Source organism: Porphyrobacter sp. MBR-49, from assembly GCF_053628655.1.
This window is the reverse complement of sequence record NZ_JBRJGU010000005.1, coordinates 174,201-193,163: the sequence shown is the minus strand read 5'-3', so window position 1 is coordinate 193,163 and position 18,963 is coordinate 174,201. Positions and strand designations below refer to the sequence as shown.

Annotated in this window: 13 protein-coding genes; 10 read left to right on the top strand and 3 right to left on the bottom strand. The window is 57.9% G+C overall.

All coding sequences use genetic code 11. The annotated features are described in order from the left end of the window. Positions 1-10: 10 nt before the first annotated feature. The 9 genes from ACSSV3_RS08840 to ACSSV3_RS08800 all read left to right on the top strand — a co-directional run bounded on the left by ACSSV3_RS08840 (position 11) and on the right by ACSSV3_RS08800 (position 12,595). Positions 11-1,003, top strand: coding sequence for a helix-turn-helix transcriptional regulator (locus ACSSV3_RS08840; protein ID WP_354324252.1), 993 nt, complete (start codon positions 11-13; stop codon positions 1,001-1,003). 59 nt (positions 1,004-1,062) lie between these two features. Then, the gene (locus ACSSV3_RS08835) at positions 1,063-3,777 is read left to right on the top strand and encodes a PD-(D/E)XK nuclease family protein (protein WP_354324253.1); all 2,715 of its coding nucleotides are present in this window, start codon (positions 1,063-1,065) and stop codon (positions 3,775-3,777) included. Next, entirely contained in the window at positions 3,770-6,943 is a 3,174-nt protein-coding gene (locus ACSSV3_RS08830) for a UvrD-helicase domain-containing protein (RefSeq protein WP_354324255.1), read from the top strand. The genes ACSSV3_RS08835 and ACSSV3_RS08830 overlap by 8 nt, the downstream gene beginning before the upstream one ends. A 38-nt stretch (positions 6,944-6,981) precedes the next feature. Beyond that, complete coding sequence (locus ACSSV3_RS08825; protein WP_354324257.1) at positions 6,982-8,115, top strand: hypothetical protein; 1,134 nt, start codon at positions 6,982-6,984, stop codon at positions 8,113-8,115. 142 nt (positions 8,116-8,257) lie between these two features. Beyond that, positions 8,258-8,905 (top strand): hypothetical protein, encoded by a 648-nt coding sequence (locus ACSSV3_RS08820; RefSeq protein ID WP_354324258.1) that lies wholly within the window; start codon positions 8,258-8,260, stop codon positions 8,903-8,905. Between the two features lie 13 nt (positions 8,906-8,918). Continuing rightward, entirely contained in the window at positions 8,919-9,575 is a 657-nt protein-coding gene (locus tag ACSSV3_RS08815; RefSeq protein WP_354324259.1) for a hypothetical protein, read from the top strand. 28 nt (positions 9,576-9,603) lie between these two features. Next, complete coding sequence (locus ACSSV3_RS08810; RefSeq protein ID WP_354324260.1) at positions 9,604-10,380, top strand: NYN domain-containing protein; 777 nt, start codon at positions 9,604-9,606, stop codon at positions 10,378-10,380. A gap of 71 nt (positions 10,381-10,451) precedes the next feature. Further along, the gene (locus tag ACSSV3_RS08805; RefSeq protein ID WP_354324261.1) at positions 10,452-11,030 is read left to right on the top strand and encodes a GIY-YIG nuclease family protein; all 579 of its coding nucleotides are present in this window, start codon (positions 10,452-10,454) and stop codon (positions 11,028-11,030) included. A gap of 101 nt (positions 11,031-11,131) precedes the next feature. Beyond that, positions 11,132-12,595 carry an ADP-ribosylglycohydrolase family protein gene (locus ACSSV3_RS08800; protein WP_354324262.1) on the top strand — a complete coding sequence of 488 codons (1,464 nt, stop codon included), beginning with the start codon at positions 11,132-11,134 and terminating at the stop codon, positions 12,593-12,595. 63 nt (positions 12,596-12,658) lie between these two features. Here the strand turns inward: ACSSV3_RS08800 and ACSSV3_RS08795 are convergent, their stop codons facing one another. Then, entirely contained in the window at positions 12,659-14,605 is a 1,947-nt protein-coding gene (locus ACSSV3_RS08795) for a hypothetical protein (protein ID WP_354324264.1), read from the bottom strand. A 646-nt stretch (positions 14,606-15,251) separates the two neighbouring features. After that, positions 15,252-15,893 carry a hypothetical protein gene (locus ACSSV3_RS08790; RefSeq protein WP_354324266.1) on the bottom strand — a complete coding sequence of 214 codons (642 nt, stop codon included), beginning with the start codon at positions 15,891-15,893 and terminating at the stop codon, positions 15,252-15,254. Between the two features lie 483 nt (positions 15,894-16,376). Here ACSSV3_RS08790 and ACSSV3_RS08785 point away from each other — a divergent pair, with 483 nt between their 5' ends. After that, on the top strand, positions 16,377-18,041 hold the full coding sequence (locus ACSSV3_RS08785) for a DUF262 domain-containing protein (protein WP_354324268.1): 1,665 nt from the start codon (positions 16,377-16,379) through the stop codon (positions 18,039-18,041). A gap of 247 nt (positions 18,042-18,288) precedes the next feature. Here ACSSV3_RS08785 and ACSSV3_RS08780 read toward each other — a convergent pair whose 3' ends face one another. Continuing rightward, on the bottom strand, positions 18,289-18,726 hold the full coding sequence (locus tag ACSSV3_RS08780; protein WP_354324270.1) for a DUF6998 domain-containing protein: 438 nt from the start codon (positions 18,724-18,726) through the stop codon (positions 18,289-18,291). Positions 18,727-18,963: the final 237 nt, after the last annotated feature.

Below are 18,963 nucleotides of genomic sequence, written 5' to 3'. Positions count from 1 at the left end.
GTGCTTGTTCATGTCACAGCGCCTCAGCAACCTCGATCGCACCCTCAAACTTGTGCACGCGCTCACCCAGAGCATCGAAGGCCTTACCCTGGACGAAATGGCGGCCTTGCTCGGAGTGAACCGCCGCACGGTTGAGCGAATGCGCAATGTGATCTTGATCCACTTCGACCTTGAGGAAATGGTCGATGGCCGCATCAAGCGCTTCAGGATCAAGGATAGCCCTGGCCGAGCCTATGCCCGGCCGAGTTCAGCTGAGGTGGCTGCGCTTCAATCCGTGGTCGAAGCAGGGCGGCGAGAAGGTACGGCTAACACCGATGCCCTCGAGAAGCTGCTTTCCAAGACCAAAATTGCCTTCGACAGCGCCGAGCGGCGCCGTCTCGACAATGATCTGGAGCTCCTGACCAAGCTGCAACGATCACGCGTTGCGGCAGGGCCAGCAGTAATGGTTTCTCCGGAAGACCTCACAACAATCCAGTCGGCAATCCTTGCCAGCCATTGTGTTGATTTCGACTATCGACCGGGTTGGGCAGATGAGCCTTCTTGGCGGAGGGTCATCCCTTTTGGCCTGATCCATGGACCGATCACGTACCTTCTCGGAAAGATGCCTGACCGGGACGATCCACCCTTTACCTTCCGGCTCGACCGGATGACCAACGTGCGGGACAGCGGGGTCGTGGGTTGTCCGCCGGAGGACTGGGATCTCGATGCCTGGATGGCCCGAAGCTTCGGCATCTGGCAAGAGGCTGACCACGACATCGTTTTGAGAATTCTGCCCCATGCCACCGAGCGGGCCCGCGCCTGGCGATTTCATCCCAAACAACAGATCGAAGAAGATGGCGAAGAGCTCGTGGTTCGCTTCAGTTCCGGAGGCTTGGTCGAGCTGGCCAACCACCTGTTTGGCTGGGCAGGGGACCTGATCATCGAGCAGCCGGAGGGGCTCAAAGACGTTATGTGCGAACGACTTGCCGCCGCCCAAACTATGGTGCGACCAGATTTGTCGTAAGCGAGAGGCAGGGAACAAGCGCGTCGGCAGTCAGCAGAGCGCTGGGGGGAAATTTTTTGATGTTTGAAGACTGTTATCTCCGGATCGGGGACGCGCCCTTTACGAGCTGCATGCCGCTTAACGCGCAACTGCTCGCCAGCCTTTATGCTCTGCGCCATTCAACCGAAAAGCCTGTCCGCGAAGCCCTCGAGCAGCTTGGTGAAGCTGCACCATGGGCGGAAAGCTATGCAATCGCGCCGGAGCAAACGGCAGCAGCGGTGAGCGCGATGCTGCGTCACCTGATGATGGCGACAAGCGATCTTGATCCGGCATCTATCACAACCGAATGCTTGCCCGCCGGCACGCGGGCGCGCCTTCACCTTGAGGCTCTCTCGAACCTTTGGTCGGGCAATCAGGACCTTCTTCCTGCCGATCTTGCGGCACTGAAAGCTTTTCTGGCCTGCGATGTGGGTGATGCGCTTCAGTCCTTAGATGTCGTGTGGGATCGCAATCGGGAAGATCTGACGCGTATGGAGCGCTCCGTTCTTGAGCGCCTCGAGCGTCATCACGGCAGATTGATCGATGAGGACCCTGATTTCGGCCGGCTTATCGCTGCGCGTAAACACCACTCAGCTTCGCCATCGACATTCCTGGGTCATGCGCAGCGTCATCTGCTTGATGCTCATGCGTCTCCTGCACCCCTAGACGACAGCCTCGCCGTTCTTTCCGTCCGCGACTCTTTGACCGAATGCGAGGCGGCCGCAGCCATAATCCAGCGCTGGCTTGCCGAAGATCAAGACCTCAAGCAGAGCGACATCGGCGTCATCGTACCGCCCAATAGCGAATATGGTCTCTATCTCGCCGAAAGCCTGCAGCATGCAGGATTGAGTGCGTCGTCTTTGCCAAGCCCCTGCGCGCGCCGAAATGTCGGACCGGAAGCGCTTTTGCATTTCCTCCAATGTCGTCGGCGCCCGGCGCCCGCGATGGCGCTTGCATCGCTTTATTGTTCGCCAGTCCTGTGTTGGCCTCCCGAATTGGGCAACGCGCTCGCCACAGCTGCGATGTCAGGCGATTTTGCACCGCGCCTGACCTATGATCTGACCGGCAATCAGGCGGCATTGTTTTCGCTGATCCGCTCGCCTTCGCCTGCAACCAATGGGCAGCTCAAAGAGCAAATCCGATCCTTCGTGCGGCTCCTCAGTCAAAGCAGCGCATTTGCGCAGGATGTTTTCGAGGCCAAGCAGCATGCGGCACGCGTCATCAACGCGCTTGGCAATGGTCAGGATGCTGGTGAGGCGGAGCTCGAAAGGGCCATCAAGATCGCTGCGGCCTATCAGGCAGAAGCTGCATCAAGGGCCCCATACTTTCTTGGCGGTCTCTCTGTGATGCTCGCGCATGAGGCGCCAAAGCGAGCCTATCGCAAGCTGCTTCTGCTGGGCTTCAACGACGGACAATATCCCTCAACCCCGTCCGGCAACCCTTTCTTTCTCGATAGTGAAGTGGCCCTGATCGCCGACCGGACTGGCATTCAGCTGCCATCGCAGGCGAGGCAGCTCGGCAATGCGCTCGATCTGTTCAATCGCCAGATGGCTGCTGCGAGCGAGCAGGTGATTGTCCTTCTCTCCGAGCGCGATCGCGCCGGCAACGCGCAGTCCGTCTCATCGAGCTTGCCGCTGATCTCCCGGCTCGTTGAAGGCATCGATGATCCAGAGACGCTGATTGAACCGCTCAGCCATAGCGATGGGACGATCTGGGACCGACTGGTCAGCTGGAAACCACGTCCGGTCATCGAGCCGAAGGCCTATCCCGAGGTCCCGGCGCACTACGAATTCGAATTTGATCTCCTCAGCCTGCGCAAGAAAGACGACGGCACACCGCGCGCGCAAAGCCCGAGCCGGCTTGAGAAGCTGCTGGTCAGCCCGCTCGCCTGGGTGTTGGCCGAACTCGAGGCCGAACATGTCTCATGGCAGCCCGAGACGCTCGACGTGATGCTGCGCGGGTCGCTTGCTCACGAAGTGTTCGAACGCATCTTCCCGCCAGGGAAAGACCACCCTTCGCCTGAACAGATCGAAGCCGAGGTTCCCAAACTGCTTCTTGACCGCATCCGCGCCATCGCGCCGTTCCTGCAGACCTCTGCATGGACCGTAGAGCGCAACATGCTTGAGACGGAGATCATCAAATCCGCCAAGCATTGGTCGCTGGTTCTCAAGTCTTTGGACGCAGAGATCGTGGGCAATGAATTCTGGCTGGGCGGCAGTCTGTTCGATCACCCCATTCATGGGAAGGCCGATTGCCTGCTGCGGCTGCCCAACGGGCAACCAGTCGTTGTCGACTACAAGAAAAGCAGTTCCGGCAACCGGCGTGACCGGCTTCAAAAGGGGTGGGATCTGCAAGTCGATCTCTACCGCCGGATGGAGGTTCGGGTGGATGAGCGCAGCGGCGAAGGTGTCATTCGGATTGCGGAGACTTTGACCAGTTGGCCGACGCCGCCAGCGGTCGCTTACCACACGCTCAATGATGGCAATCTGCTGCTCAACGGTGTCGACGACCTGGACAACGCTGAGGTCGAACTTGTCGGCGGCGACATTGCCAAGAATGCCGTCTCACTCATTTCCGCAAGGTTCAAGGCGCTCAAAGCGGGCCGCTTGGAAACCAACACCACGGCTGACGCCAAGTCTTTCCAGAAATCAGCCGCCCTCAGCACCTATGCGCTCGAAGACAGTCCGCTCATCGCAGCGTTCATGCGCGACGACACAGCGCCGTCAGTAAGCTTCACGGATAATCAAAATGACTGAACTTTCGATTGTGCCGGCAGGGGCAGGGGCGGGCAAAACCCACCACATTCAGGAAACCCTTACCCAGTGGGTGAGGGAAGGAAAGGTGCGGCCCGAGCGCATATTGGCCGTTACCTTCACCGAGGCCGCTGCTGGCGAACTGCGCCAGCGGATCAGGAGTGCGCTGATCAGTGATGGCAATCTCCAGGCGGCGCTCGCTGTCGAACGGGCCTATGTCTCGACCATTCATGGTCTCGGCCGGCGCCTGCTGATCGAGCATGCCTTTGCGTCCGGGTCATCGCCGCAGCAGCGCTTGATCGCCGAAGATGAGCAGGACCTGCTGATCCGCCGCTCGATCGAGGAAAATGATGCGCTGCGCGAGCTGTCGCGTAACCTCGCGGCATTCGGCTATCGCGGCAGTTTTGTTTCGGACGAAAGTGCTGAAGACAGTTTTCGCAAACGGCTTTTGGGCGTCATCGCGCTGCTGCGAACGCTTGGCCCGCGCGGCAGTGATCCGGCTATGGCCGATTTTGTCGAAGCATCGATCCGGCAAGGCTATGGCGAGCCGCAGGGCAGGACTGATGCACTGGCAGCCGGGTTGAAGGCAGCCGTCGACGACCTGCTTCATGCCTTCCCGAGATCCTTGGCCGAGACTGCAACCAATGCGACCGCAAAGAGCGACTTCCGGGAAAATTTCCAGGCGCTCAAACAGTCTGCGCAGATGCTGGCAGGAGAGGGCAAGGACTGGCGTCTGTGGCAGAAGCTCCGCGGTCTTCGTCAGTCGAAGCGCGGCAGCCCGACCCCCGATGGATACGACGACTTGGCAGATGCAGTCATGGCGGCCGCCGACAAACTCGTCTCCCATCCGGGCCCGCTTGAAGATGCCATTCTCCACGCGCGCGCGTTGGTCGAGGGCGCTCAGGCAGCCATGTCTGACTATGAAACCCGCAAGCGAGAGCTTGGCGTTATCGACTTCAGCGATATGGTGACGAACGCCGCGAGGATCCTCGACGAAAAGCCTGAAGTCCTTGCAGCAATCATGGACGAAGTGGACTGCGTCATTGTCGACGAGTTCCAGGACACAAACCCGATCCAGTTTACCTTCCTGTGGTCATTGGCGCGCCAAGCCAAGCATGCGCTGATTGTGGGCGACACCAAACAGGCGATCATGGGTTTTCAGGGCGCTGATCCGCGGCTCACGGTCGCCCTCACGAACCAGTTCGAAACCAGCCCGCTCCATCGCAACTGGCGTTCCGATGCGCGGATCATGGATTTCGTCAATGCGCTCGGCCCGTGTCTCTTTGGCGAAGATTACACGCCGCTGACTGCACAGAATCGAGCAGGACCTGACACTGCGCTGGAGGTGATGCAGCTGGCTTGCAAACGCAATTCGAGGTCCAGCGGCAAACCTCAGCATTTCATTGCCGACAAGCTTTTGTCGCTGCTGGCCGACGAGAAGATTGTGATCATTGATCGTCACTCGAAGAAGCTGCGAGAACTCGAGCCGCGAGACATTGCCGTTCTGTGCCCAACGCATAGTCATTGTGCGAGCTATGCAGGTGCTCTGCGCTCGCTGGGATTGCCAGTACGCGTGGCTGAAGGCGGCTGGTGGCAGAGCAAGGTGGTTCAGGCCGCCTGCTTCGCTCTCCGCGTCGCCGTGGACCCCAATGACCGCCACGCGACAATATGCATGGCGACCTTGGGGCCGGGCGCAACGCCTCTTCCCGAAGCGCTCGGCGCGCTTGCGCAGCATGGTCGCATAGCTGCGCCGGAGCTCGCGGGGCTGGAAGCGCTCTGGCCCGAGTCCCTTGCCACCCCTGTTGATCACCTTGTTCATCAGGTGATCCGGGCATCAGGACTTCGGGAGTGGTGCGATCTGCTCGATGACCCGCCGCAGATGAGAGCAGACCTGCTGCGCTTTGAGGCAGAAGCGGGAGCCTTCATGGAGGCTCACCGTGACATGCGCGAGGCCTCCGGCTTTTATGGTCAAAGCGCCAACGTGTTCCTGGGATGGCTCGAGAACAAGGTTGGCTTGAAGGGTGAGGACCTGCGGCCCAATCCCGCAAGCGCTGAAGCAGACGGGATCGAGATTGTGACCTGGCACGCGTCCAAGGGACGCGAATGGCCGATCGTCGTAGTTTGCGGATTGGACCACAAGTTCGACCCCAGACCTGCGACATTCAGCACGAAGTTTCCCGGTTTTGACAATCTCGACCATGTTATTGGCGAGGCAACTCTGGCCTATGCGCCGGAGTTTGCCGCGCCCGAAGCGACCGATCGTTTTCTCGAAGAGCTCTACCCGGAGTGCGAAGAAACGGCGCGTCGGTTGCTCTACGTGGCGCTCACGCGAGCGCGCAATCGCCTCATTATTGAGTGGCCGCAGGATGACGAGAAGGTCGAGCCACCATTGCCGATCACGGCCCGCCGTCTGATGAACGATGTCTGCGGCGTCACGCTGCAGGGAAATCAGATAACTATCAATGCGGACAGCTTTTCTGCTCGCATGACGATCTGCGACAAGGAAATCCCGGCTTCCTTCGCAGCTGAAACCCGGGTTGCCTTGGATGCGTCGGCTCGCGAGCTGCGTTTCGCCATTGAACAGCGACCAGTCATGGAGCTGGAGCCGGTGGTCAGCCCGTCACTGGCGCTTTCAACTCATCGCCCGTTGCCGCGTGAGATCGAGACCAGAGCGATTGCGGATGGTGTTCGGCTCTCAGGCACGGATCTCGCCCAGGCAACGGATAAGGGAACTGCTGTTCACGAGGCTTTGCGGATCCTGCTGTGCCGACCAGATTTGAGAGATAGGGTGGGCCAGCATTGCCGGGCGTCCGAGGCCGAGGTCGAGCTTCTCGCGAAGCAGGCGCAAGCACTTGGTCAGACACTCACGGATCTCGGCTATCCCCGTCTGCATGTCGAACAGCCAATCGAGTTCGAGCTGGCCGATGGAGGACGTCAGAGCATCATCGTCGATCTGATCGCCGAGGGGACCGACGGCTTTATGATCGTCGATCACAAGAGTGGTCCCGTTGTTGACCACGCTCTGCGTTTCGAAAGCTACTGGCCGCAGCTGGTGGCGTACATCGATGCAGTCGGCACAAAGGGCGGAAGGGCGGTTGCTGGGGCAGCCATTTTTTGGACGGAGACTGGCGAGCTAACGATCGGACGAGATCCTAGGCCGAGCGTGTGACGCATCAACCGGGAACAGTTTGCTTGGGAAGCGAAGCCATGACGATGATTAGCGCAGCCGACTTTCAGAGACACTTTGACCGGTTCCAGATGCTCATAACTGCTGAGAGCAAGGGGCACCCTTTCACCGATTTCGCTGTAGGCAAAATCGCCGCGTGGGAAGGCTACAAGCCGACTTTGCGTAAGGCTGCCCTTGAGCGGCTTTCTTCCGACGCTTGGTCTCGTGATAACATCGGGTCTGGTTCGATTGTTGAGCACGCCATTGACAGCATCGAGATACAGGAGGCCAAGGCAAATCTCGTTAATAACCTTGTGTTCTGGCAAAACCGCTTTGGGCATGCCAACCGAGATCATGGCGTCCTTCTCGAAGCGCGCAATAGCCGTGGCCTGAAGGAAGCGCTGGATACATTGCTATTCGAACTCTATCGGGGAGAACGCGAGGAAGGCGTGATTTTCGAAGAGCTCGCGGAACTCACTGGGCGCAAATACCCGCTGATCGCCTATCTTCACTTCCTGAAGGACGATAGCCGCTTCATGCCGATCCAGCCAACGGGCTTTGATCGCGCTTTTGCGGCGTTGAACCTGGAGTTCTCGACGCGGCAGCAGTGCACTTGGGACAACTACCAGACGTTCAATCAGACACTGTTGCAGCTCGTCCCGCTAATTGAGGAAGCGGCCGGCATTCGTGATGTCAGGCTGATAGATGCCCATTCATTCTGTTGGATATATGCCCACCTGCTGAAGTTGGAGGCCGAAGGCGCGATTGGCCAAACTACATTAGGCAAAGACGCAGGCCGTGTGATCGGCGGACGAGAAAAGTCTGTCATCGCCATGCGCTTATCGATCGAGGACACGGTTAGGAAATCGAACGGACAAACCGTCGAACGCACGATCAAGAACAAGGAATCCGGCCATACAGCGCAAGAGCTCGAAGCTCTTCTCGCCGAAATGCTTGATCTGCAGGGAAACCGCTGCGCGCTGACCGGTATCCCTTTCCACTTTCATGGCCCTAACGCTGACAGCAATCTTTTGCCGTCTCCAGACAGGATCGACAGCGGCGGGCACTACGTCCGGGGAAATATCCAGATCGTGTGCCGCTTTGTAAATTTCTGGAAAGGGGCAAGTGACAACGAGGAGTTCAAGGAACTCTTGATGCTTGTGAGATCGGTCTGATTGCTCGCCATCCTTCCGATGGTCAGTCTCGGCTGAAAGACGCAGGGCATCTAGATGTCTTGCAAGAGAAAATGAGGGATCAAGTGGTTCATTGGCCCAAGATGCGACCGTTTTTGACGTATTGGGATAAAAGGCTTGGCACATGAGAAAACCTGATTCTGTTGTGGCGCTGACCGAATTTGGCCGTGTTCGCCTATCAAAGTCATTCTTTATGCGGGATTTTCTGTTCTCAGACATCGCCGCGATTCATGGGCTGACCAACGTGCCTGATGATCCGGACCTGGCGATCGCAGCAGGAAGTAAGCTCTGCGAAGAACTGCTTGAACCGTTGCAGGATCGGTTTGGCCGTATCGCTGTTCGATCCGCCTTTCGGTCGTGCGAAGTCAATGGGTTGGGCAATGAGATGCAAGCTGCAGGGAAGGGCGGGTACAACTGCGCGTCGAACGAGGCCAATTTTGCCGGGCATATCTGGGATCGACGCGATGCCGAAGGCCGGATGGGTGCCACGGCATGCGTCGTCGTTCCGGCATTTTGGGACACATTTCAGGCAGACGGGGATTGGCGAAAGCTGGCCTGGTGGATCCACGACCAACTTCCCTATTCGAGCCTCTATTTCTTCCCGAAGTTCTGGGCCGTCAACATCGCCTGGCGCGACGAGCCAGAGCGACGGATCGACAGCTACACCTATCCAAAAGGCTGTTTGACCAAGGCGGGCATGCCGAACAATTCTGGATCACACGAGCAGGAATGGGCTGGCATCGAAGCAGCAATGGTCCGCGGATTGGCTTAAAGGGAAAGCACGCATGTCGATCCCAGGGCAGTTGATCAGCGCCGTCGATATGGCAGTTGCGGGCGGAATAGATCCGAAACGATTTCGAGCGGCCCTTCGCGCTGCAAATCTCGATTGGCATCCACACAACGGGCGTTGGGAGGTCGTGCGAGGGAGCGATCAGCACCATGACATGGAGAGGGTCATGGCGCAGCTGGCAGCAGGGCGAGTCAGGCGCCGATCGAATTCGAAGGCCGTAAAGGGCGTTTCTACGGCTGCAAACCGCGACGAGCATTACGTGCTCGATCTCTGCGATGCTGTTCTCGGAATGAAGGCTGCCAGGCAGCATTGCTTCCCATTTCTCACTGGAGATCCGGATCGGCATGGTCGCCAAAAACCATTGCCTGTCGATGGCTTTTACCCGGATCTTGGCCTTGTTGTGGAATACCATGAGCGCCAACACCGCGAACGCGTCGGGTTCTTCGACGATAAGCCGACGGTTTCCGGCGTGTCTCGGGGCGAGCAGCGCCAACGATATGATGAGCGCCGCGCCGAAGTGCTGCCCAGATATGGCTATAGCTTAGTCGTTCTCGAGGTGCATGAATTCGCGCATGATAGAGCCAAGCGCCTACTCAGGTTACCTCAAGACGAGGCAATCGTCAGGCAGCGCCTTCAAAGCTTTATCGCCTGATTAATGGTTGTTCGGGCAATGATGCACGATGGCTATTGAACCTCGTAACCCCCGACTTGCTGTATTGATAGACGCCGACAATGCATCCTCCCGGATCGCACCGCGGCTCTTTGAAGAGATAGCCAAAATCGGTGAGGCAAGTGTCCGACGTATCTACGGCGATTTCTCAGGCACAAGACTGAAATCCTGGGCCGACGTTCTCGCCACGCATGCGATCAAGGCGCACCAGAACTTCGCGTACACCAGTGGCAAGAATGCCTCGGACATTGCTTTGGTTATCGACGCAATGGACCTTCTCCATACCGGTCGTTTCGATGGCTTTTGCCTTGTCTCGTCCGACAGTGATTTTACTGGCCTGGCCTCGCGTATCCGAGAGCAGGGCATCGACGTCTACGGCTTCGGAGAGCAGAAAACACCCGAGAGCTTTCGCCAAGCCTGTCGCCGCTTCATCTACACTGAAAACCTGCTGCCAGAGGCGCCCACGCCCGATGAGCCGGGCGGACAGGACTCCCGTCCAGCCAATGTCATGAAACCGCCCACAGCCGCGGCTCCTCTCATCCGGACCGCTATCTCACAGCTTGATGATGAAGGGGGATGGGTACCTCTCGGCCGCGTGGGCCAACGTCTTGCGGCGCTCGCTTCCGACTTTGACCCCCGAACCTATGGCCAAGGCAAGCTGAGCGACTTGGTCGAAAATGCCGGGGGTTTCGAATCTCGCCGAACTGATACGGGACACTTGCAGATCCGCGTCGTTGCCTCGGAAAATGCGGGCAAGGCTAAGGCTAAACATGCCAAGCCCTCATGATCCTCCCAGTTCGCTCCTGCGTGAGCTTGGCTCGCCTGGTGTGCTGAAGGTTTGACGAGGGATCACTGCGGATGGCTCGCCTCACTAAAGCGAATTTGAGCTACATGAGACGCCATGGGATCGAACCCGAAGAAGCTTTTGATGCCCCGGGTCTGAAACGCGCCGAATATCGACCGAGAATGAAGGCTGAGGGGAAGTTCGTCGCCTACGGTGTCACGCCGTGTCAAAACGGCCATGCTTTGCGCAATCGGTACGGAAACTGCATTGAGTGTTTCCCGGCCTCAATCGCATTCGCGCGCCGGAGTGAATTGCCAGGCTACCTTTACCTTGCCCAGTCGTCGGATTTGGGTTTGATCAAAATCGGCTTCTCAAGCGACGATCCGGACAATCGGATCTACATCGCGAATCTCGACGGCTACGGCGGAGCGTGGGACTGGCGGATTTGCATGACGGTTTGGGCAGAACATGCCGGCGCGAAAGAGATCGCCGTGCATCGCTCGCTTTTCGAATTTCGCAATGAAAGGCTCTGGATACGGAATGGGGCGGCAGTCGTTTCGAAGGAGCTTTTCGATTGTGATCTCGCTCTGGCCATCGAAACTTTGTCGGCGCATCTAACGGCCAGAGAGCACAAGGCGATCGAGTACCGCTAAGCGTCATTGAAAATGCATCTGCGTGGTCGCGTCATGAACCCACCAAGCACTGGCGCATTGTTGCGACCAATTTTGTCGTAGAGAACGTATATAAGGTCGGAATGAACTCAAACTTCCGCACAAGCTTCACCGACCCCATCCAGATTGCGGCGCTGGCAGCTGGCAGTGGCCGCATCGGCGTATCATTTTGCCCGGGCAAACAGAGTAGGTCCGTTGGTGGACTTGACTGGCGGCGTGACCTCGCTGTTGACTTGGACGCGGTCTCTGAGTGGGGCGCTGTAGCGGTGATTTCGCTCATAGAGGACCATGAGATTGATGCGCTTGGCGTTTCAAATCTGGCGTCGGAGGTGGCAGCTCGAGGGATGCAGTGGTTTCACCTGCCAATCCCCGACGTCACCGCACCTGGCGCTGATTTCGAGCATGGGTGGCGCTCTGCCGGGCCCCATGTGCGCGGCTTACTCGCCAGCGGACAAAGCGTCTTCATTCATTGCAAGGGCGGGCTCGGCCGCGCGGGGACGGTAGCCGCGAGGCTCCTCATTGAGCTGGGAGAAGCCGAGCCGAAAGATGCAATTGCACGCGTGCGCGAAGTCCGCCGCGGCGCAATCGAGACTGTGCCTCAAGAAGATCACCTGCATTCGATCTGGAATATCTACGACCGCGCTCGTGGATGCTTGCTTGGATTGGCTGTGGGCGATGCCTTGGGGACGACCCTCGAGTTCAGGCCGCGCGATTCCTATGAGCACATTACCGACATGGTCGGGGGAGGACCGTTCGGTTTGGAGCCGGGCACGTGGACCGATGATACATCGATGGCCTTGGCGCTGGCGGACGCGATACTTGCGAGCGCAGCCAAGGGCTCGATTTTCGAACCAGAGGAGGCGCAGCGGCGCTTTGTCGATTGGTGGAGGAATGGAGCATACAGCCCGACAGGTGACTGTTTCGACATCGGGATTACGACCAGCCAAGCGCTGAGCCGGTTTGAAGCGACCGGCGACCCCATTTCGGGCTCAGCTGACGCCTATTCTGCGGGAAATGGTTCGCTCATGAGGCTGGCGCCCGTCGCAATCTGGGGAATCCATGAGGATCCCGCGACCGTGGCTCGTGTTGCACGTCGGCAAAGCGCGACCACCCACGCGGCACCAGCCTGTCTTGATACCTGCGACGCTTACTCATTGATCCTTCGTGCAGCCATTCTCGGCGCTGATTTCGAGGGGGCACTGACCCAGGCTCATGGCGAGTATGGGTCTGTGATTGCGCCAATCATTGCTGGCAGCTGGCGCGGCAAACAGCGCCACCAGATTTCCAGCAGCGGTTTTGTGGCGCATAGCCTTGAGGCGGCTCTCTGGTGCGTTGCAAGCACAGACAATTTTGACCACGCCGTGCTCATGGCAGCAAACCTGGGGGACGACGCCGACACAACTGCGGCCATCACAGGTCAGCTAGCGGGAGCTCTGTATGGAGCCTCGTCCATCCGGAAGTCATGGCTCGAAAAGCTGGCTTGGCGCGGGAAGATTGAGAATCTTGCTCGGGATTTGGCTTTCCCGCAAATCACGTCGCTGGCCTAGTGGTTATTGAGGGAGGCCAACGGCGAAAGGCTTGGGACACTCCTTTTGTGTCTGAGTAGGTCGTTAGGCTGCCTCCCAAACGCGATTGAGGATCTGCGCGGCCAGCGCGGCCTTGTCTTGAGGAAGGAACCTTCCGTAGTGCTTGGCGACTGTGTCGGCGGTGTCCTGAATAGCATAGCTAGCCTGCTCGTATGACCCGGTTTGTTTCAGGATATGCGTCGCCAAAATATCCCTCACATTATGGGGACCGTGCGGCAGCAGGCCCTTGATGGCACCGCGATTGGTGTAGGGATTGTAGATCCCATAGCGCTGAATGATGAGACGCCATGCCTCGTAGAACGTATTCTGATCGTAAGCCGCATTCAGGCTTGTCGACTTCGCAGTCTTGACGAAGAACGTCCCGGGGTCTTCGGCGCCGCCAAGGAGGGCGGCCCGGTGCACATTCAGATAGGCATCAATCTGAAGGTACAGCCCGAGAAGATCAGGCAGGATCAGCCTGAAAGGCATCTTCCCAAAGAACGACGAGTGCGCGTTCTTGAAGGCAGACGCCGGGATGAAAACCTCCCAACCATTGTCACGGTCACTCCAGCGAAGTTCTCCGCGCTTGCGGGATGCGAGGTTGCGCTCTGAGGTCGGCGGCGTACCGCGAGGGCAAACAAGCAATTCTCGTAGGTTCTTTTGCCTGAGGCCCAAGTGGAGCCCAAAACGCAAAATCAGAAAAGAGCGCACTGATTCCGCCGCCGTTCGCGGATATCGCTTTGGATCGGGCATCAACCGCATGATCTCCTCGGTGATCAAGCGATAGGTGCCAACCGGACTATCAGACTCCAGGACGACCATGATCGGCTCAAACGGGTCTCGGTGAACTCTGGCGAGCCGCTGGATCTCTTTGACCCGGGCTGTTCCGTAACGATAAAATTGGTCGCAGGCTCCGTCCCAATCCGCGCGTGAAGCGGTGATTTCATCCTCAGACACCAGGCCGGGGATTGGCTTGAGCTCATCGCCTAATGCAGGACTCTGACGCAGCCACCCGGTTTCCGCGCGTGCCAAAGACAGGCCCAGCTGGAGCATGTTGACTTCCCAGGAGGTGTAGCATCCACGCCGGGCCTCACGCCATTGGATGTACCAATCCCACACTGCCGGGAAGATGAGCATGCCCATTGTTAAGTGTTTCGATGGAACACCGAAGCCCCGAACCTTGCTCTGAGGGGATGCGGCAAGTGCCCCGAAAAGTAGGCCTAGATGCTCGATTTTCTGCGAAGAGGTGTACTCGTTCCAAACGCCGTTGCGCTGATACCCGATGTCCGTCAGCGTCGAGGTCTTGAAGCGAATGAGCTCAGCGACCTCAGCGGCAAGGGCCGGAGGCGCATCAATGTTGGCATCCAGCAAATCAAGCTCAACGTCGTCCAAGAACCGGTCGTCATCTCGATCATCATCCCGAGTCTGTTTCAGCGGTTTTCTGCCGGTTAAGCTTGGGAAGCGGACTGCAAAGCGGTTCCTTGATGCTATTGCCTGGTAGCGGCGATAGTCCGTTGATCCGGAAATGATGACAGTTCGGACCCAATCGAGGATATCTCGTCTTTCAGCTGCAGGGCGACTGTCGAAGTCATCGGGCAAATGCCAAGCTAGCCGCCGCCGCTCAGCATCAGAAACGCCCTTGAGCCGTCGGTGTCCGGAAGGTGCACGGCACTGGTTCGGGAGCTTCGATTTAAAATAGCCTTCTGGAAGCCGATACCGCCGCTCAATCTGATGAAGGATCGCCAGGCTGGCTACGGCGCGCGGAAACTTCTTGCCACCTGCCCACTGCAGAAGCGTGGATCGCTCGATGATGTCGCCCTGATGGGTCAGTGCACGATGCAAGCCACAGATCGTCTCGCCATGTCGTCGTGCCTGCAAGGTCAACGCATCCTGGAAAGTTGGCGGATCGAGCCAGCCCGGTGCGATTGGTTCAGGGAATGCGACAATTGGCTTCGGCTTTCGGCCTCGCTTTCGCGTAGCATCAGAGATCATGGGAGATCCAAAGCCAGATAAGCTTTGGACCAAAGGCATATGGTGAGCATGGTTTCGCTTGAGGTTTAGAACGTCGTTAAAGGGGGGCGCCGCCTACAACAAATTGCTCAGATATCTAGGCCCCGCCAAAAACTTATGGAGTAAATCTCAACGGCCAGCGGTAACTCGCGGGGATGATGTCGTATAAGTTATTGTTTACCTGCCACAATTTGTCAATGAAATGGGGGGAGTAGCGCTTATGGGCGTTACCATTCTAACGGGGGATCAACGGACGAGGGAGGCAAAGCACTGGCCAACTTGGCTCGGCAAGGTGCCTGAGGTTCGTCGGCGTTTTCATGCGTGGTCTGACAACTTTGATCCGTTTCATTACAACGAGACACCGAGTGTCGCGGCCTTGGCAAACGCTGCGACACTTGCTGGGTTTGTTGCGCAAACAGAATATGTTTTGGATACCCCCCTTGGGCGCGTGACGTGTTCGACGGCAGGTTTTGCCAGAAGCCGTCAATCTATGTTCGCCCGAGTGGACCGACAGCGGCGGGATCGACTGATTGGCGAGCCAAGCCTGATCACCCCCGATCGGACGGCCATGGGACCGTGCACGTAAGAGCCTTTCTGCTGCGAAGAGAGGTAGATTCCCAAGACGGCTTTACGGGTTTCGCTCCCCAGGGTGCCCGCGACGACACGTAAGGGTGACCACACCCGGTGCATCCTCAAATGCCTCGCCTTCCTCAAAGCTTACTCCCGATATTCGCCTGTATGGCGTAGGAGCTCCTGGCGTGTGATCTTCGACGTAGTCTTCCTCGCGAAAGCCCCTTCGCAATACTGCCGCCTTCGCTTCATCCATGGTAGCCCGAACGCTGACTGAGATAAAATTAGGAGGCGCAGTGCCGGGGCCGCGATAAAACGGCTTCATCGCGCCATTATCGTCCATCTGCCAGCCAGTCACGCTTACAACTGGTAAGTCAAAAACCCTCATTGATGCTGTAGGCTGGAACACTACCGAGCCGTCTCCGCCTCCTTCGATCTCGCGGATGATCTTATTCTTTAACATCGCTCTTATCGCGATCGCGGCTTCGGGAAGTGTTCTGCAGCTAAGTTGATTCTCAAGAGCTTGAGCCGCTAAGCTCATTGGTGATGGGCTAGTAACATTAAGAGGCGCGGGCTTTTCGATTACTTCCTCGCCTAGAGACGGCACAGCTGCATTGCTAGCGGCATCTCCTAAAGCTGCTGCTTCGCTGTTGCAGGCCGATAAAAACATGCAAAGGCTCACGAATTGTATGCGGCTCATAGCTCACCTCTAAGCAACTAAGCATGTGCCTCTGGACAGCTATCGACCGCAGCACAAGACCATCTTTGCGTCCGGCCTCGGAGAAGGAGCTCGCCGCATCGCGGCGCCTTCGCAGTAGGCTGTGCCGGGCTAGTCGCTGTTGAAGAAGCATGGCGGAGGCTAGGTCTGCGCCTGCGGACCATCCATGCCTTCCTCGGTCCGGCCTTATAACCAGCACCGGACCTACAAGCCGCACACCCACGACGGCCCGGAATGGAAATGACTGGCCGGAAGCGGTCCAGTGCCTTTCGGGAAGTGATCTGGGAAAGCTGCCGTTCGACATCGCCACCTGACAGACTTAAGCATTTGCGGCAGAGCACAAAATCGCGCTTTAAGAACCATTTGTGGTATTTTTCGAGCGCGCGTCGTCGTCACTCTGACCATCTCTGGTGTATCTGCCGGAGCATGGTATTCGAGGGATCGAACAAGTCAACAGAGGACCCGATGCAACTCAACCCCCAGCACCTTACCGTTGCCAAGCTCATGCAAGGCCGCCTCTTCCGCATCCCGGAATATCAGCGCGCCTACTCTTGGCAAAAGCGTCAACGCGAAGATTTGTTCGAAGACATCCGAGAAGTGCATCGGTCTGGGCGCGACCATTTCATGGCCACGGTGGTCGGCCTTGCTCGCGACACCAGATCAATCGACGCAGACGAATTCGGGGTCGTAGAGTTGGTCGATGGCCAGCAGCGCATCACGACGCTGGTTATCCTGCTCAAGGCGATTGAAAGGGCTCTTGATCCGAATGACACAAAAGAGGGAAAGGTCCATGCTGATTTGGGGCGCCTTCTGGTGAAGGGCGACGATCACAATCTCGTCCTCCTGCAAACTAATCACGACAGCAGCGATGTCTTTGCGAGCTATGTTAGAACTGGCGAGATCAAGAAGGACGCGATCGTCACGGCGGCGGACAAGAATGTCATCGACGCAGCGCGTGAGTGCGAAGCATTCGTCGAGTCTTGGAAGCCGATCGGAACGCTGATCGAGCTTGTCGCCACCATTCGACACAAGCTCTCGGTGATCTATCATGAGCTGGATAACGAAGGCACGGTCTACCGGGTCTTTGAAGTGCTAAATAGCCGCGGGCTCGACGTTCGTTGGATCGATAAGACCAAGAGCCAACTGATGGCATCCATCTACGAGTATGTTGACAATGGCTCTCGGTCTGATGGTCTTCATGAGATGCAGAACCTTTGGAAGGATATCTATCGCCGGCTGGGGCTTGACGATAGCCTTGGCAACGAGGCCATGCGGTTTGCAGGAACATGGTCGGAAACAACCAGGCCCAATCGCGTGGTGAGCGAACAGGACGCTTCAGCGGCTCTGTTGAAGGCGGCAGGAACCAAGCTGGCTACGATTGTCAAAGCGGCCACATGGCTGAAATTGGTCGTCGGGAAAGTGGTCGATCTGCACAACGACCAACGAAGAGCCGCCGTAACGCGCATTGGGCAGGCCCGGTTTCTAGCGATCGCCATTATGCTTCGCGAATTCGACGATCAGACAGAACAAAAGCTGCTTGGAGCCTGGGAACGGGTCACTTTCCGCATCTTCACGCTCGCGGGCAAGGACAGCCGCACTAAGGTCGGAGAATTTGTCCGGCTTGGATACGACGTACTCAAAAGCAAAATGGCGGCGGACGATATCTTAGACGCCCTTAGAGACCTAGGCGAGGGTTTCGACATTGACGACATCATCGACTCCGAAACATGGGACGAGTGGTACGGGGGCTACAACGAGGAGGTGCGATACCTCTTGTTCCGATACGAGGAGCATCTCGCGCGCGCCGCTGGCGTCAAAATCAATGAATCACAGTGGGCGAAGGTTTGGGCAACTGACCCGGCCCGATCGATTGAACACATCATGCCGCAAAGTTCGGGTAAGAGCTATGTTCACGGGCTCGGCAATCTAACAATGCTGCCCCCGAACGTGAATTCGTCGCTCAAGGACAAGCCGCCCGAGGACAAGGCCGCGCGGTATCTGGAATGTGGCATGCAGGCGACCATGGATGTCGGTCGTGCAATTCAGAGCGGGACTAAGTGGAATAAGGAAGCCGTACGGGAGCGCGCCGCGAGCATTGAGGCCTTCGTAAGAGTGGAATGGGGAGATTGACCATCGGTGACGAGGCGGAAACGGATGGCGGGTTTCAGCAGGAGCGGCCATTCGTACGTTGGTTGGGGAACGGCTTGGATTGGTCGACAGATGTCGATGTTGATTGCCTCATTAGACTGCTGCTTTCCGGCGCTCAGCGAGCGGAACCCTCCCTACATCAAACTGCCCCGAAGCTGCCGATCGTAGTTCGCGGGGCGAACGGTTGGTTTCAGCTGAGGTCAGCGCTAAGCTGCCACCCTCCGGCGCGTCAGTCGTCCCAGCCTTGCCCGGCCAGGGCTCTGAGACGGGATAGGCTAATGCGACGCTGGCCATTCTTCGCTATCGCGCCCGCAGAGAGCCAGGCGATTTCGCCAGGACCATCGTAGACTACTTCCGCTTCGTGCGGCGAAACGATCCGCAGCACCACGAGCCGATCGCAGGTGTCGTACATCGAGATCGCCCTCCCCGCAGTGAGCTTTATCTGCACATCGCCATTTTCGTCATAGGCGTCGTGCCGCGGCTGGGACGGGGGATAAAGGCTGAGCCCGAGTGCTTCGGCAGCAATCACCTCACCAATCGAACCGACGAGATGTCCGTCAGGGGTGAACGGCCTGCCGGGATACAGGGCAGAAAGCTCCTGCACCGCTTCATAGATCTTAGCGACTGGCTCAGGCAGAAGAATACGGCGAAACGGTTCAGTCGACACAGCAGTAACTCCAAGGCATGAGCATACGATAGACACGGTTTGCACCCTGACCAGCAGAGTTCACTCCGCATCTAGGTCAAGGGCACGAGAGGCTCTGTTGATGGTAAAGGACAATGTCGTAGCCGTGATGCCGCCTCGGAGCCTCGGCGTTCTTTAACCTGATGCGGTTATCGAATGGGAACGAGGTACACATTTGCTCGTAGCGAAAGGCTTTCGGAACGGGAGGCGCCAGGTTTG